The sequence below is a fragment of the Holdemania filiformis genome, assembly GCF_003459085.1.
In the GTDB taxonomy this organism is placed as follows: Bacteria; Bacillota_I; Bacilli_A; order Erysipelotrichales; family Erysipelotrichaceae; genus Holdemania; species Holdemania filiformis.
In genome coordinates, this window is record NZ_QRUP01000005.1 from 121,015 (window position 1) to 136,196 (window position 15,182).

Annotated in this window: 14 protein-coding genes and 1 other annotated feature; of the genes, 12 read left to right on the plus strand and 2 right to left on the minus strand. The window is 55.0% G+C overall.

The window, feature by feature from the left end:
- Nucleotides 1–239: 239 nt before the first annotated feature.
- The 5 genes from DWY25_RS05930 to DWY25_RS05950 are packed head-to-tail and all read left to right on the plus strand — an operon-like array spanning nt 240 to nt 8,039.
- Complete coding sequence (locus DWY25_RS05930; protein WP_117894465.1) at nt 240–1,664, plus strand: SWIM zinc finger family protein; 1,425 nt, start codon at nt 240–242, stop codon at nt 1,662–1,664.
- 12 nt (nt 1,665–1,676) lie between these two features.
- The gene (locus DWY25_RS05935; protein WP_117894466.1) at nt 1,677–3,596 is read left to right on the plus strand and encodes a hypothetical protein; all 1,920 of its coding nucleotides are present in this window, start codon (nt 1,677–1,679) and stop codon (nt 3,594–3,596) included.
- A complete protein-coding gene (locus DWY25_RS05940; RefSeq protein WP_181981715.1) occupies nt 3,596–4,684 on the plus strand; it encodes an ATP-binding protein in 1,089 nt (362 codons plus the stop codon). The genes DWY25_RS05935 and DWY25_RS05940 overlap by 1 nt, the downstream gene beginning before the upstream one ends.
- Complete coding sequence (locus tag DWY25_RS05945) at nt 4,684–6,894, plus strand: DUF5682 family protein (RefSeq protein WP_117894468.1); 2,211 nt, start codon at nt 4,684–4,686, stop codon at nt 6,892–6,894. Before DWY25_RS05940 ends, DWY25_RS05945 begins: the two co-directional genes overlap by 1 nt.
- Nucleotides 6,894–8,039: a VWA domain-containing protein gene (locus DWY25_RS05950; protein ID WP_117894469.1), complete on the plus strand. Its 1,146-nt coding sequence runs from the start codon at nt 6,894–6,896 to the stop codon at nt 8,037–8,039. Before DWY25_RS05945 ends, DWY25_RS05950 begins: the two co-directional genes overlap by 1 nt.
- A 158-nt stretch (nt 8,040–8,197) precedes the next feature.
- Here DWY25_RS05950 and DWY25_RS05955 read toward each other — a convergent pair whose 3' ends face one another.
- A complete protein-coding gene (locus DWY25_RS05955; protein ID WP_006060663.1) occupies nt 8,198–8,452 on the minus strand; it encodes a DUF3892 domain-containing protein in 255 nt (84 codons plus the stop codon).
- A gap of 61 nt (nt 8,453–8,513) precedes the next feature.
- Between DWY25_RS05955 and DWY25_RS05960 the strand changes: the two genes are divergently transcribed.
- From DWY25_RS05960 to DWY25_RS17615, 7 genes are all read left to right on the plus strand, one after another.
- Nucleotides 8,514–9,179: a hypothetical protein gene (locus DWY25_RS05960; protein ID WP_117894470.1), complete on the plus strand. Its 666-nt coding sequence runs from the start codon at nt 8,514–8,516 to the stop codon at nt 9,177–9,179.
- 39 nt (nt 9,180–9,218) lie between these two features.
- On the plus strand, nt 9,219–9,380 hold the full coding sequence (locus DWY25_RS17705) for a hypothetical protein (RefSeq protein ID WP_181981716.1): 162 nt from the start codon (nt 9,219–9,221) through the stop codon (nt 9,378–9,380).
- A 50-nt stretch (nt 9,381–9,430) separates the two neighbouring features.
- Entirely contained in the window at nt 9,431–9,913 is a 483-nt protein-coding gene (locus DWY25_RS05965; protein ID WP_006060666.1) for a RidA family protein, read from the plus strand.
- Between the two features lie 359 nt (nt 9,914–10,272).
- Nucleotides 10,273–10,701: a competence protein ComK gene (locus DWY25_RS05970; protein WP_117894471.1), complete on the plus strand. Its 429-nt coding sequence runs from the start codon at nt 10,273–10,275 to the stop codon at nt 10,699–10,701.
- Between the two features lie 47 nt (nt 10,702–10,748).
- Nucleotides 10,749–12,518 carry an asparagine synthetase B family protein gene (locus DWY25_RS05975; protein ID WP_117894472.1) on the plus strand — a complete coding sequence of 590 codons (1,770 nt, stop codon included), beginning with the start codon at nt 10,749–10,751 and terminating at the stop codon, nt 12,516–12,518.
- Nucleotides 12,519–12,598: 80 nt separating this feature from the next.
- Nucleotides 12,599–13,459: a YitT family protein gene (locus tag DWY25_RS05980; protein WP_072684474.1), complete on the plus strand. Its 861-nt coding sequence runs from the start codon at nt 12,599–12,601 to the stop codon at nt 13,457–13,459.
- Nucleotides 13,460–13,543: 84 nt separating this feature from the next.
- A complete protein-coding gene (locus tag DWY25_RS17615) occupies nt 13,544–13,750 on the plus strand; it encodes a hypothetical protein (protein WP_147336667.1) in 207 nt (68 codons plus the stop codon).
- Between the two features lie 10 nt (nt 13,751–13,760).
- On the opposite strand, the gene trpS is transcribed toward DWY25_RS17615, so the two are convergent.
- On the minus strand, nt 13,761–14,771 hold the full coding sequence (trpS, locus tag DWY25_RS05985; RefSeq protein WP_072684571.1) for a tryptophan--tRNA ligase: 1,011 nt from the start codon (nt 14,769–14,771) through the stop codon (nt 13,761–13,763).
- Nucleotides 14,772–14,804: 33 nt separating this feature from the next.
- Nucleotides 14,805–15,018: a binding site (T-box leader), on the minus strand.
- Nucleotides 15,019–15,182 lie beyond the last annotated feature (164 nt).

Sequence of the window (15,182 nt, forward strand, 5' to 3'; positions counted from 1 at the left end):
CCAGCGAAAAACAATTCGAATAGATCATAAAAAATTCAAGAAGTCCTTAAGCCGGTTCACTGCTTTGCTTTCGGGCTTTTTTTTATCTTACAATCTCCGTATCCGGCATTCATTAAGCAGGGCGGGAAAAACTGGGTTGGGATTCTAACGATGAAGAATTTCGTAAATCGGACGATCTCTTTCTGCGTTCTTCCTCATCTATGGTAAAATAAAAGCATCACAAAGTCAGGAGGAACGGTATGGAGATCAAAGAAAGCTGGATTGCGGAACAGGCTGTCAACGCGAACGCGCTGAAGAATGCAAAAGCGCTTGTTCAGAGCGGCAAATTTGTCAGGCTGGTTCGCAGCGAGGACGATACTTTTTATATGGGGGAATGTCAGGGCAGCGGCAGCTCTAATTATACGACGTCCGCCGATTTTCTGGATCCGGCGCATCCGGTATTCCGGTGCAGCTGTCCGAGCCGGCAGTTTCCGTGCAAGCACAGCCTCGGTTTGTTGTACGCGATAGCTCAAAAAGCGGCGTTTGAAACGGGCGCGATTCCGGAGGATATCCTCAGAAAGCGCGAGCGGCTGGCGAAGCGGAGCACCCAGCCGGAAACGGAAGCCGAGCCGCCGCAGGCAAAGCCGAAGAAAACGAAAAAGACGGCGAATAAAAAACGCTGGCTGAAGCAGCTGGAAGGCCTGGACGTCTGCGACAGAATGCTGCGGGATCTCGTGCGCAGCGGCGTAAGCGCGTTTGTCAACAATTCGCTTAAGGATTACGAAGTGCTGGCGAAGCAGATGAACGATTATTATCTGCCCGGCATTCAGCGCCAGCTTGTAACGCTGATCGCGGCGGCGCGCACCGCTCAGACTTCAGAGGGAACTTACGACGTGGTGTTTACCGAACTTTTGCGGCTGAATCAGACGGTAAAGCAGGGCCGGAAGTATCTGAATAAGAAGCTTCAGGATCAGCCGGTGACTCCGGAGGAAAAGGGAATTGAAGAAGGACTCGGCACGATCTGGAATCTCAGCGATTTGAAGGAACAAGGCTTTGAGATCGGAGAACAGTCCCTGATTCAGCTCGGCTTCCGCGTGCGCTATGATTCAGCGCATCAGGAAACCGTGGAGGAAGGATTCTGGTTTGTCCATCCGCTCAATGAAATTCATAAAACGATCCATATCCGGCCGAAAAAGGCGGAGAAATACATCCGGGAAGAAGACAGCGTATTGATGAAAATCAAGGCGCCCGCGGTCTACCTGTACCCCGGCGCCGGCAACCGCCGGCTGCGTTATGAAGAAACGAGGACAACCGATCCGCTGAAGGGGGACGATTACGCCCGGATCCGGCAAGCCGCCGGCGAAACGTTGGAAACGGTGATCAAGGACGTTAAAAACAAGCTGAAAAATCCCTTCGTCAAAAATGAAGTCGCGGCGCTTGTCGCGTATGCCGAGATCCGCCGGCAGGACGAGGGATTTGTGATGGTGGACCGGCAGGGTGAGGTGCTGGCGCTTTCGCCGCTGGAGGGGATGTCGTTGATGGCGCTGACGGCGCTGCCTGAACAGAAATTGTTGGCAGACCAATGTGCGCTTCTCTTGTTTTCCTACGAAGCTCAAACCCACCGGCTCATTGCGAAGCCGATGAGTTTAATCAGCGCCGAACACATCGTCCGGCTGTTGTACTAGGAGGTGGCGGAAATGATCCTGCAACTTTTATTGGAACTGCAAACCCGGCTGCGGACGGGCCTGGCGGCGGGCGGCATGATTCTGCTCAGCGACCTGCGGCTGCTGGAATTACAGAAAAAGGTCGGCGTGCTCGCCACGAAATCTCCGGTGTTCCAGCGGCTTTCCAATTTGCTTCAAAGTCTGGCGGACGATCCCGAGTTGTTTGCGGACCGGCTGTTGGAAACGTTGTCACTGTTGGAAGCGCTGCTGATCACCCAGGCCGATTGGAAAGCGGACGCCGCCGGTGAAGCAATCGTTCTGCCGGCGGAAAAAGCCTATACCGACATCCGCTATTCCCAGCTGAAACCGTTGATTCAGGCTTTGACGACAACCGGAAGCGGACGCTACGAAATTATTGAAAAAACGTATCAGCATCATCCTGAACGATTCGCGGACTACCGCGTGCTGCCGGCGCTGATCGCGGACCTGGATGACGCGTATGGCGAACTGGCTGAACTTAACGAACAGATTCTGCGCGTCTGCGGGGCGGGGATCGTTCCGTTTTTAAAGGAAGGCTTCGATCCCGCCGGCAAGAAGGCGATGCTGCGGCGGATCCGGCTGATCGTCGATCTGGCGGGAAACCGGGAAAATGCATTCTACCGGTCGATGGTTCCGCTGGCTCAGCCGGCGATTTTAAAGGAAATCATCCGGGGGCTGGCCTGCGATCCGGACAACTGTGATCTGTTGATGCGGATTGCCAATAACGAAAAGGGGAAGCTGAAAGAAACCGCGCTGTACGCCCTGACACGCATCCGCGATCCGAAGGTCGACGCGTTTTTGTTGGAAAAGATCCGTAAAAACAGCCGTTTTCTGCACTATGCCGGCTATACCAACGATCCAGAAATCACCGCGCTGGTCTGCGCCAGCGTGAAGGAACAGCTGCAGTCTGTGCTGGAAGCGCAGGCGCTGCCTACGCTTGATGCGGAAAAGGCGCTGATCGAGTCCTTGAAGCTTCTCGCCTATAAAACCGGTCCGGCCATCTCGGAGCTGGTGTGCTGGATTCTCGATCAGGACGCTGCGTTCAGCGCGGTCCGCGATCATCAAAAAAAGCCGTTCCGCACGCATATCCGCTTTGCGCGGGTCAGGCCGTTAGCGTATCTGGTGGCCGGCAGCTGCGAGCGGACGCTGAGTGAAACCGTTTTAGAAATCGTATTCACCAGCTGGCTGGCGGATCAAAACGACGCGGCCGAAGCGCTGATCAGGACGCTGGTTCAGCGCTGGCCGGACAAAGCTGCCGCGTTGTACGCCCGGATGCGTCTGATTCAGAACTTCGAGCAGGCTTACGAGGAATTGACGGAAGCGTTTGCCGGTCAGCCGCGTTCCTTTTTCACCCAGCTCTGGGCCTGTGTGGAATACGATGAGGCTTTAAAGCAATACGTTTACCGCAGCGCCTTGATCGCCAATCCGCTTCAGGAAGACACGGCGGTCATTCCGCTGGGGAAGACACTCGATCTGCGCTGGATCGATCTGTTAACGGGACAGCGGAACGTGGAGAAGGGACTGTTTAAGAAAACCACGGTCACGGTTTACGGCGAGGAGGATCCGTTAGGCAGCAGCGTGCTGGTGCATCTGGCCGATCCGGAAAACAAGCTTCTGAGGCAGAAGCTTTCCGATTATTTCGACCAACGCCGCCAGACGGCAGGGCACTTGTATTTTAAACAAGTTTACGGGCTGCCGCTGAAAGAGGAGCTGCTTGCCTATTTAAAACACAGCGCTTTCGGCCCGGGGCAGATGGCGATGATGACGCGTGCTTTCTGCCGCCCGCGCGAAGCCGTCCCGGTCTTAAACGAGCTGCGGGACGATTGGAAGAAGAAACGGCCGAACGCCCAGTTGTGGGAGTTCTACGTGCTGGAAAGTGCGATCACGCAATGTGAAGAAAGCGAGGATGAATAATGGAAAATCAGAAATTTCAACGGCTGCCGGCCGAGATCTTGTATCAGAAGGAACTGGATACATTAATCGCCAACGAACAATACCCGGTTCCGCCCGGCTGGAACATGTCGCCGCGTTCCGTCTTCACCTATATCTGCGGCGGGCGCAGCGGCAAGCTCGAGATCACGCCGAAATACATCGGCAACCCGCGTTTAGTCGAAATCGCGATCGCGACGCTGGTCACCGACCGGGCGCTGCTTTTGATCGGCGAGCCGGGCACGGCGAAGTCGTGGTTAAGCGAGCATCTGTGCGCGGCGATCAACGGCGATTCGACAAAAGTGATCCAGGGCACCGCCGGCACCAGTGAGGAAGCGATCCGTTATTCGTGGAACTACGCGATGCTGATCGCCAAGGGTCCCAGCGAGGAAGCGCTGGTCAAAAGTCCGCTGCTGCACGCGATGGAAAGCGGCAGTCTTGTGCGCTTTGAGGAAATCAGCCGCTGCGCCAGCGAGGTCCAGGATGCGCTGATCTCGATCCTGTCGGAAAAACGGGTGTCGGTGCCGGAGCTGAATCTGGAAATTCCGGCGCAGAAAGGGTTCTCTCTGATCGCCACCGCAAACACCCGCGACAAGGGCGTCAACGAGATGTCGGCGGCTTTAAAACGGCGGTTTAACATCGTTGTGCTGCCGGCACCGGGCGATTTGAAGACGGAGATGGACATCGTCACCCAGCGGGTTGGTCAGCTGTCGGGAGCGCTGGGCCTGCAGGCGAAAATGCCGGATCAGGACATTGTCGAACAGGTCGTCACAATCTTCCGCGAGCTGCGCGCCGGGGCGACGCTGGACGGTAAGCTGAAGGTGAAAACGACCTCCGGCGTCTTGTCCTCCGCCGAGGCGATTTCGCTCTTGGCGAACAGTATGGCGCTGGCGGCGAGCTTTGGGGATGGAAAAATCCGCGCCGCGGATGTGGCTGCGGGCTTGCAGGGAGCGATCGTCAAGGATGAAGCGAAAGACGGCGTGGCGTGGAAGGACTATCTGGAAAATATTCTGAAGAAGAAAGGCCTGGCCTATTACGAGCTCTATCACGCGTGCATGGAGCTGAATAAATAATGGCGGCGGTTTTCGGTCTCCGTCATCTCTCGCCGGCCTGTTCGCTCCATCTGAGCGCGTTTCTCGATCAGCTTCAGCCCCAGGTCGTCCTGATCGAAGGTCCGAGCGACTGCAGCGATTTCATCGAAGCGATCGTCAGCGCGGAACTGACGCCGCCGTTTGCGATCATGGCGTACACCGACACAACGCCGGTCCGCTCGGTTTTATATCCGTTTGCGTGCTATTCGCCAGAGTATGTCGCGATGCAATGGGCGCATGCCCATCAGGTACCGTGCGCATTTATGGATCTGCCCGCCGCGGCGTTTCTGGAGAATGATACGCCGGACAAACCGCAGGCAAACGATCAGGCGCAGGATCAGGCCATCGATCTGAAGCTGGATGAAGAGGATCGCTGGGAACGGATGTTTGAGCATGAAACGGATGGGGCGAAGTTTGCCGAAGCGCTGGCGCTGTTCGCGCATCATCTGCGCCAGCTTCAGCCGCCGGATGCGCTGACGCTGCGCCGGGAGGCGTTTATGCGCGGAGTCATCGATCATTATATTCAAAGCGGAATTGACGCGGAACGAATTGCGGTGATCTGCGGCGCGTATCATGGCGAAGGTCTTGAAACACCGTCGGCTTCAGGACAAGCAGAAAAGCTTCCGGCTTTGTCCGTCCGGCGAACGCTCATGCCGTATTCCTATTTCCGGCTGGCCTCGCTTTCAGGGTATGGCGCCGGCAACAAAGCGCCGGCCTACTATGAACAACTCTGGCGGTTTGGACGGGAGGGGCGCCCTGATCAGGCGGCCGCGGCTTACTTGTCGCAATTATCGTTTTATCAGCGCAAACATGGCTATTCTTGTTCCACCGCGCAGGTCATCGAAGCGCTGCAGCTGGCGCAGAGTCTGGCCGCGCTGCGGCAGGAAGCGGCGCCTTCCCTGCAGGATTTAAAGGATGCCGCGATGGCCTGCATGGGCGAGGGCCGGCCGACAGTGTTAATGGAAGCCTTTGTCGATACTGAAATCGGCACGGCGATCGGAAGTCTGCCCCAGGGTCTGTCGCAGACGGCGATTCAGAATGATTTTTATCATGCGCTGCGGACGTTGAAGCTGCAGCGCTACAACACGCTGACGGCGAATTTGCTGGAACTGGATCTGCGGGAGAAGACCACGGTGAAGACGGAAGCATCCGCGTTTCTCGATCTGCGCCGGTCGATGTTTCTGCATCGGCTGCGGGTGCTCGGCGTTCCGTTTGGCACGCTGCGGCCGGGAACTCAGGCCCACGGCGATTGGAAGGAAAGCTGGGATTTGAAGTGGAGCAGTACGGCGGAGATCACGTTGATTGAAGCATCGTTGTCCGGCGACAGCATCGCCTCCGCCGCTCAGTTTGTGCTGCGCCAGCAATTGATTCAGGCGCAGCAGCTCAGCGAATGCGCGGCGGTCATGGAAGAAGCGTTTCTCTGCGGCTTGCAGGAAAGTCTTGACGATGCTTTAACAGCGGTGCAGGCGCTGGCGATCGATTCCTCGGCGCTGGAGGAAATCGTCAAGACGGCGCGCCGGCTGAGCACGCTGCTGCGGTTTGGTTCGCTGCGGCGGATGGACAGTACGGCGATTGAGCCGTTGTTTCATCAGCTGTTTTACCGCGCGCTGCTGTTGTGTCCGGGCAGCTGCCAGTGCGATGGCAAAGCCGCCCGCGGCGTCATGGAAGCGCTGGGTTCCATCAATGAGCTGTCGATCCTGCACGACCATTACATGGAGGAAACCTGGCTGGACGTCTTAACGGAATTGTCCGGCCGCGACGACGTCCATCCGCTGTTAGGCGGCTATGCGGCGGCGATCCGGCTGGAACGGGGGTTGATGGCGGAAGCGGAGTTGGAACAGTGGATAAGCTACCGGCTGTCACCGGGGGTGCCCGCGGAAATCGCGGCGGCCAGCTTTGAGGGCCTGATGCTGCGCAATCACTATGCCCTGATCGCCCGCGCGTATCTGTGGCGGCAGCTCGACGAATACATCGCCAGTCTGTCCGATCCCGATTTCCAGCGGATTCTGCTGGTTTTACGGCGGGCGTTCGGCACGTACAGCGCCGCGGAAAAACAAGCAGTCGCGCAGAATCTGGGCAGTCTGTGGCAGCTGGATGAAGACAGCGTTGCCGAAGTGCTCAACGACGAGTTAAAACAAGAGGAGCAAGATCTTCTGAACGAACTGGAAGATTTTGATTTTGGTGAATTCTGATGGATACTCAACAAAAACTAACGCGCTGGCGATTAATCCTCGGCGCTCAAACGGATTCTGAATTTCAGAAGCTGGATCCCGATTTTAAGCTGGACCGCCGCAGCTTGGCGCTGGATGCCGCGCTGGCGGTGGTATATGGCGGGATCGGGGAAGCCGCGGGGGGCGGAGCCGGCCTGGGTCCCAGCCATCCGCAGATCACAAAGTGGCTGAAGGATATCCGCTCGCTGTTTGATCCGGATCTGGTCAAGGTCATTCAGCAGGACGCGATCGAACGGAAAGGCTGGAAGCAATTGTTGATGGAGCCGGAGCTGCTGGAACAGCTGGAACCGGATTTGGAAATGGCCAGCGTATTGCTTACGTTAAAAGATCTGATTCCGGCGAAGTCGAAGGATCAGGCGCGCGCCTACATCCGTAAAATTGTCGAACTGATCAACCGTCAGCTGGCCTCACAGCTGCAGCGGTGCGTGCATGCCGCCCTGGCGAAGCAGGAGCATTCCCCGCTGCCCAGCGCCGCGGCGATTGATTTTCCTTATACCGTGCGCAAAAATCTGAAGCACTATTCGCCTGCGCTGCAGACGATCGTGCCGGAACGCGTCTATTTCTTTGACCGCAAGCAGAGAAGCAACCGCTGGCATGTGATTCTGGATATTGATCAGAGCGGTTCCATGTCCAGCTCGATCCTCTATTCCTCCGTCACAGCCTGCATCTTGGCGAGCATGAACGCAGTGCGCACGCACGTCGTGGCGTTCGATACGACGATTGTGGATCTCAGCGAGCTGTGCAGCGATCCGGTCGAGCTGCTTTACGGTTTCCAGCTGGGCGGGGGAACCGATATCCATAAATCGGTAAAATATTGCGAACAGCTGATTGAGGAACCGAACAAAACAATTTTCTTCTTGATTTCCGATCTGGATGAAGGCGGCAATCACGCCGGACTGCTTCACCGGCTGCAGGCGATGAAGGAAAGCGGCGTGACCGTAATCTGCCTGTTGGCAATTCAGGATGGCGGCAAGCCGTATTACAGTCAGGATATGGCCCAGCGCGTGGCCAATCTCGCGATTCCCTGTTTTGCCTGCACGCCCCAGCGGCTGCCGGAGCTGCTTCAGGCGGTTTTCCAGAAACAGGATCTGGCCCGGTTCGGCTGATTCACTTAAAAAGCGGCAAGGACGACGAACGATCCTTTCCGCGGCATTGGTGATTAATTTTGTTTTGTGTGGAAAAATAGAAAAAGCAGGGATTTTGCCCTGCTTTTTTCAGTACCGGAGAGAATCCGGCAGTCCTGATTCGAGTTAAGGAGGAAAACTTAGAACTCTTTCAGGTTAGAGAACTTCGTGTTCGGATCGCCATCGTTCTTAGAACGGATGTGCTGCTTTCCGTCACGGCCTGTAAACAGCATCGCGCCTTCGATCTTGCCCTGTTCGATAGCTTCGATCGCCATCTCGTAGTCATAGACCTTGCCTGTGTTGGACTTAAATTCACACAGGTTTCCTTCGTTGTTCTTACGAACAGCGACGAAACGTTCTTTGCTGGATTCAGTTTTCTCGTTTTTTCTTGCCATATTTATCGCCTCCTGACATTATTCTGAACCCGCCCCGCATAAATATACTTGAGGTGATATTGTGAAATTTTGGAAATTTACAGCGGCGGATCTTTCGACTGTGCTGATCGATCAGACACCCCGTGCCGATTCAGCGGCGCGGATTCTGAGCTGGGGTCAGGGTGTCGGCGGCAATCAGCTGGCCTGCGTTGGCGAACAGACCGGCGGCGGAAGCGGTCTGTTCGACGCGCAGGGCAACGACGGCCCCTCGCTCTTGGCGGCGGTGCTGGCCGAGGCAGCCTGGCAGAAACGCGTGCAGAAACAAACTCAGGGCACGATCCGGACACCGGACCGCTGGATCAGCTGGTTTATCGAGAAAAACGGGATTGCGCTGTGCGTGCCGCGCCCGCAGGTCACCAACGACTTCATCGGCTATTATGGTCAGCACGAATGCCGCGGGGACGGGATTCTGCCCTGGGATCCGCCGGATCATGCGGTGCATCGCTGGCGGCTGATCGATGCGCAGACCTTTTATCTGGATTCCAGCGTGCCGGTGCAGGGACGGATCTGCAGCAGCGCGGAAGGGGTGTTGTGCGCCTATGTCTGCCTGCGGGAAGAAGGGCTGCTTTCCGGTCCGGCATTAGCGTTGTGCGAGGGCGGACGGTTTTGGATCCGGCCGCAGGGGAAGGCGCTGATCCTGACCACGCCGGTTTTTTTCATCGCTGAGGGTTCTCTATTTGAAAATTAACCTGAAGTCCAGTATAATAGGCGTCAGAGGTGATGGAAAATGATCGAAAACGTCAATGACTTCTTATCTGTTGCCTTTCTCGCGCTTCTTTTAATCGTTGCGGCGTTCCAGCTCGTCAAGCATTTCAGTTCGCGCCACGCGCGGCGGATTATGGATCTGGAACGGGATTACTATATCCAGGATTTTGAAGAAGACGAATAGGAATCCGATCATAAAATCAGACTCAAACGGCAAACGTACAGGAGGTAAACATGCTGATTCAGGAAATTACATCTGCCAATGCGCCGAAGGCGATTGGCCCGTACACCCCGGCGGTGAAGCTGGGCGACTTTGTTTATATGTCCGGCCAGATTCCGGTGGATCCGGCCAGCGGCGAAATCGTCGCCGGCGGCATTCAGGAACAGACTCATCAGGTATTAAAGAATATTGAAGCGCTGTTGGCGGAGATGAATCTGGAAATGCGCCACATCGTCAAGACGACGGTCTTCATGACCGACCTGGGCGAATTCAACGCGATGAACGAGATTTACGCCACGTATTTTGACCGGCCGTATCCAGCCCGTTCCACGGTGCAGGTCGGCGCGCTGCCGAAAGGCGCGAAGGTCGAGATCGAATGCCTGGTCATCGACACGCTCGTTTATGAACGCCAGATGCAGGGCGGCTGCGGAGGCTGCGGCGGGGGCTGTTCCTCGGATGAAGGCGGCTGCTGCGGCGGCGACTGCTGCGGAGAATAACGCGGACAAAAAAGAACTGCGGCTTCGCTTTCACGATTGTTTTGTCTTTGAACAATCAAAAAAACAAGTAAATCAGAACAAAAATCACGGTTTTTACTCTCGCTTTGCGGGAGTTTTTTTGTGTTTGCCCTGAAAGTAAGAATAAAGCAAAATAAGAATGTTAAACGTGATCGGAAAATCATTAGATGACGATCCTGTTTGTATGAATTATGCGGGAGAATTAAAAATAAATCAGCTTTTCGCTGTTTGGCGCAGGACAGAAATATTTACGAAAAACGAGAAAAAAACAGGATTTTTTAAATTTTCTGCAATGATTAATAGTGACGGATCACTCACCACTTGCACTTGAAGGGGAAACTATGAAAGATTTACTGATACTTTATTACGACTCACAAAACCGCTGCACGATCGCGATCGAGGCTGACGGAACGATTCACACATTGCCGGAAAAACCGGTGAAATGGCTGCGGCGCTGGTGCGTCGAGGCTGGCAGCAGTCTGGAAGGAAGACTGGAAGGTTATCGCAAAAAAATGGGGATTGTTCAGAAACCGGCGCTGTATATCGGGGGCTACCCGCCGCTGATTTTCATTCCGACCGTGTCGATGGAACGCGACGACTGTCTGTATCTGCGGGCTGACCGCATTCACAAAATCACAAGCGTTGACGGAATGGCCGTGGTTTGTTTTGATACCGGCGTTGTTTACCGCTTACCGGTCTGCGCGCGAAGTCTGCGCCAGCAGCGTAACCGCAGTCTGCAATATTTGGAAATGTTAAGCGGTCTGCGGTGAATCAGATGATGACGTTTGTCATAGAATGAAACGATGAGGAGGAAATTATGACGAAGATCAATCTGATATTCAACGAAAATCGGAATATTCAAAAAGAACAGTCCCGGCTTGAACGAATGGGGCTGAAAGACGAACTGGCGATCGTCAGCGACGAGCATCTTCTCGCTTCGGCAAAACCAGATCAGGTTTACTATGACAGCCAGCGCAAGTGCGGCTGCTTCTGGTCGGGCGTCCTTGATAACGAGGACGAGCTGCGGTCGCTGTGGATCCAATACCGGCCGCAAAGCACAGGCAACAGTGCGAAAATGTTGGCGCAGCTGTATGAAATTTTAAGTGAGAAGCTGTTTGAGAAGCTTGACGGCTGTTTCGTGATCGTGTTTGTCCAGGGGCATCAGCTGCATATTGTGCGCGATCCGATGGGCGTAAAAACACTGTATTATACGCGCAAGCCGGATGGGGAATGGCTGTTCTCCGATCAGATCAAGGGATTGTTTGCCGAGGGCAGCCGCATGCCGGTCGTCAACCGGGCCGCGCTTCTGGAGCTGTTTGCGTTAGGACCGTCGCATACCGAAGGGCAGACGTTCTATAAGAACATCGCGGAGCTGCCGATGGGGTATGCGCTGTTGATCCGCGACCGCAAGGAAAGCCTGCACGAATACTTTGAACTGAACGTGCATCGGCACAACGAGGATCTGGCGGCGACGGCAGCGCATGTCCGGCAGATGGTCAGCGATTCGCTGAACCGTCAGTGCGCAGCCTCGGATGTGCACGCGGCGTTTCTTTCCGGTGGTTTGGACAGCAGCATCCTGTGCGCGCTGGCGGCGAAGCGCGGACCGTTAACGACGTATTCGCTGGATTATGAGGGCAACGCGCAGTATTTCAAGGGCTATGCGTATCAGACAACGCGCGACAACGAATATATCGACGCGATGATCGAGCGGTATGCGTTCGATCATCATCCGCTGGTCATCGCCCAGCGCGAATGCGCGGAATTACTGGAACCGGCGATGATCGGCCGGGATGGCCCCGGCATGGCGGATGTCGATTCCAGCCTGTTGTGGATGTACGGCAAGGTCAGGGAACAGAATGGTTCGGTGCTGACGGGTGAATGCTCGGACGAGCTGTTCGGCGGGTATCCGTGGTTTTACCGCAGCGATCTGGTCAGTCTGAAGTCTTTTCCATGGCTGCAGTCGCTGCCGCAGCGTGTGAAGCTGCTGCGCGCGCCGATGAACGAGCTGGACTATGAGGGCGCGATGCGTTCCGCTTACTGGGCGACCGTCCAGCGGGCTCCGAAGGATCCGTTTGACAGCGAACAGGATCAGCGGGCCAAGCTCATGACGTATCTGACCGTGCATTGGTTTATGCAGACGCTGGTGCAGCGCCAGGAAGCAATGGCTGCACTGACGGGCTTGACCGTGCGGGCGCCGTTCTGCGACGCGAAGCTCTACCAGTATCTGTATAACGTGCCGTGGTCAATGAAATTTTATAAAGGTGAAGAGAAGGGACTTTTGCGGCTGGCGTTTGAAGACGTCCTGCCGGCCAAGGTCACCCACCGCAAGAAAAACCCGTATCCGAAGACCTATCATCCGGAATATACCCAGCGTGTCAAGGACCGCCTGCAGGCACTGATCAATGATCCTGAGTGCCGTTTGTGCGAGCTGCTGGAGCCGGCGGGATTGCAGGAATTGATCGACACCGACGGCGGCAGTTTTGCCAAACCGTGGTTCGGTCAGCTGATGATGGGACCGCAGCTGCTGGCGTATTTTATTCAGCTGGAACTGTGGCTGCGCCGCTACCAGATCCGAATCGAATTCTAGGATTTCAGATTCCTGTCTTTTTGGCTTGAAAGACAAAATAAAGATGATAAAATGAGGAATGGAAAAAAAGAGGAGATTTTATGTCAAACCAAGCCAAAAAAGACTGTAAAACACTGATTGCAGTCATTATTTCCGCCTTTGTCTACGCACTGGCGATGAAAGCTTTCGTCGAGACCGGCAATCTGTTCCCGGGCGGCTTCGCCGGCCTGTCCCGCATGTTCAGCATGTCGCTGTCGAAATTCGGCGGGATTACGATTCCGTTCAGCGTCTTCTACTTCCTGCTGAACATTCCGCCGACGTTGTTAGTTTACAAATATGTCGGCCACCGCTTCACGATCTTTTCCGTGCTGCAATATTCGCTGACCAGCTTGTTTACAGAGTTGCTTCCGACCTTTCCGATCACCAGCGACATGCTTTTGATCGCGGTATTCGGCGGCATCTTGGGCGGCCTGGCAATCTCAATCGCGCTGCGCGCGGATGCCAGCAGCGGCGGCACCGATTTCATCGCAATCTACGCCTCGACGAAATACAACGCGCCGACCTGGTCCTACGTCATGTATTTCAACGCCGCGATGTTGGTGCTGGCGGGTATCCTGTTTGGATGGGAACAGGCGCTGTATTCAATTATTTATCAGTTCTGCAGCACCCAGGTCGTGCAGACGATGCATCTGCGCTACAAGCTGAATTCCTTGTTTATCATCACGGAGAAGCCGGAAGAAGTCTGCGACGCGGTGTTCCATTACTGCCGTCACGGCATCACCAAGCTGTGGGGCGAAGGGGGCTTCTCGCATACGCCGCGGTGTCTGTTGTTCATGACGGTCAACGCGTATCAGGTTCACGGCTTGATCGAAGCGATCCGCCTGGTCGATCCGAAGGTGTTCATCAACGTGTCCAAAACCGATAAAATCATTGGCAACTATTATCAGAAACCGCTGGACTAACCCAGCCTGGGACGTTCTTTCATCAGAACGTCTTTTTTTCCGCTTTTCGACGAAGTTAAACAAGCTTTGCGCTTTTAAGCGGGTATGCTGAGCTTAACGGAAGGGGCGAAGCACATGGACTATCAGGTCAACGATCCTGAACTGCAGCGAAAGCTGGATCTGGCGGACAATGTCATCCAGCCGAAAACCCGCCGGGAAAGCCGGCTGCAGCGCTACTGGCAAAGCGTGGGGTGGAAGCACGCGGATAAAAAAAACCTGGGACTCCCATCATCCCAGGCTGCGGACAGCTGAGGCTGTCCGTTTATCGTTTGCGGAACTCAAGACCGATTTTGCGCTGGACCTTTTCCAGCTTGCGGCTGGCCAGCCGCTGCGCTTTGACGGCGCCCTCGGCCAGCGTTTCCTCGATCAAGGTCGAATTGATGATCTCGTTGTAGCGGGCCTGAATTCTTTCCAGCTCGGCGCAGACGACGTCCGCCACGGCGCTTTTAAATTCCCCATAGCCTTTGCCCGCGAAGCGTTCGACAATCGTTTCGATCGCTTCACCCGAGAGCGAAGACATAATCGTCAGCAGGTTGGCGATGCCCGGCTGGTTTTCAGGGTCAAAGCGCACGCACGCCTCGTTGTCCGTCACGGCCGACATGATTTTCTTGCGGGCCGATTTGAGATCTTCCAGCAGATAGATGCAGCCCTTGTCGCCTTTGTCGGATTTGGACATTTTCTTTGACGGATCGCTGAGTGACATGATCCGCGCCCCCACCTTTGGAACAACTGGCTCCGGAATCCGGAATGTTTCGCCATAGCGGTTGTTGAAGCGGTTGGCGATGTCGCGGGTCAGCTCAACATGCTGCTTCTGATCTTCGCCGACGGGAACATAATCCGCGTCATAGATCAGAATATCGGCTGCCATTAAGCATGGATAGGTGTACAAGCCGACCGTCAGGTTTGTTTCGCCTTTTGCGACCTTATCCTTATACTGCGTCATCCGGTTCAGCTCGCCCTGGTAGCTGTTGCAGTTCATAATAAAGCCCAGCTGCGCATGCTCCTTGACGTCCGACTGTAAGAAAATCGTTGCCCGCTGCGGATCCAGACCGCACGCCAGATACAGCGCCACCGCGTCCTTCAGATTCTTTTTCAGCTCTTTGGGATCCTGATAAACCGTGATGCAGTGCAGGTTGGCGATGAACACAAGCATTTCATATTCATCCTGATACTTGACGAAATTGCGCAGGGCGCCGATATAGTTGCCCAGCGTCAGCTGTCCGCTCGGCTTGATTCCGCTGAGCATAACTTTTCTTTTTTCAGTGTTTTCCATCATTTCTCCTCCTAAAATAAAAAACGCCCCGATCACCGGGACGCTTCTGCGTGGTACCACCCAGCTTGTTTTCCAGACGCCTGAAAAACCGCTCATGCAGGATAACGGCCTGTTCCGTTGGAAAACTGACGCTCTCCAAGGCTCCAAAAACCCAATTCACGAAAGATTTCTGCGGATGAGTCGCACCGTTCCTCATCTCTCTGGATGTCACAAAATCCCGCTACTGCTTTTTCTTCGTTGCTTTTCTTAATTTAAGCACAAACCGCTCGAACATGCAAGCCGGATCGGACCGGACCACTTGAAAAAATCACGAAATTCATCCGAGAATCGGCAGGGCCGGATTGAATTTCCGGCTGTTTCATTGTATGATAAAAGCTCAAAAGAACTCACAACGGCGTTGAGCTTGATTTC

What these genes read in the sequence shown, in the direction of transcription:
- DWY25_RS05935 (WP_117894466.1), top strand. Translation starts at nt 1,677, where the DNA reads ATGATCCTGCAACTTTTATTGGAACTGCAAACCCGGCTGCGGACGGGC.
- trpS (WP_072684571.1), bottom strand. Translation starts at nt 14,771, where the DNA reads ATGGAAAACACTGAAAAAAGAAAAGTTATGCTCAGCGGAATCAAGCCG.
- DWY25_RS05955 (WP_006060663.1), bottom strand. Translation starts at nt 8,452, where the DNA reads ATGGCAAGAAAAAACGAGAAAACTGAATCCAGCAAAGAACGTTTCGTC.
- DWY25_RS05945 (WP_117894468.1), top strand. Translation starts at nt 4,684, where the DNA reads ATGGCGGCGGTTTTCGGTCTCCGTCATCTCTCGCCGGCCTGTTCGCTC.
- DWY25_RS05950 (WP_117894469.1), top strand. Translation starts at nt 6,894, where the DNA reads ATGGATACTCAACAAAAACTAACGCGCTGGCGATTAATCCTCGGCGCT.
- DWY25_RS17615 (WP_147336667.1), top strand. Translation starts at nt 13,544, where the DNA reads ATGCTGAGCTTAACGGAAGGGGCGAAGCACATGGACTATCAGGTCAAC.
- DWY25_RS05930 (WP_117894465.1), top strand. Translation starts at nt 240, where the DNA reads ATGGAGATCAAAGAAAGCTGGATTGCGGAACAGGCTGTCAACGCGAAC.
- DWY25_RS05970 (WP_117894471.1), top strand. Translation starts at nt 10,273, where the DNA reads ATGAAAGATTTACTGATACTTTATTACGACTCACAAAACCGCTGCACG.
- DWY25_RS05940 (WP_181981715.1), top strand. Translation starts at nt 3,596, where the DNA reads ATGGAAAATCAGAAATTTCAACGGCTGCCGGCCGAGATCTTGTATCAG.
- DWY25_RS05965 (WP_006060666.1), top strand. Translation starts at nt 9,431, where the DNA reads ATGCTGATTCAGGAAATTACATCTGCCAATGCGCCGAAGGCGATTGGC.
- DWY25_RS05980 (WP_072684474.1), top strand. Translation starts at nt 12,599, where the DNA reads ATGTCAAACCAAGCCAAAAAAGACTGTAAAACACTGATTGCAGTCATT.
- DWY25_RS17705 (WP_181981716.1), top strand. Translation starts at nt 9,219, where the DNA reads ATGATCGAAAACGTCAATGACTTCTTATCTGTTGCCTTTCTCGCGCTT.
- DWY25_RS05975 (WP_117894472.1), top strand. Translation starts at nt 10,749, where the DNA reads ATGACGAAGATCAATCTGATATTCAACGAAAATCGGAATATTCAAAAA.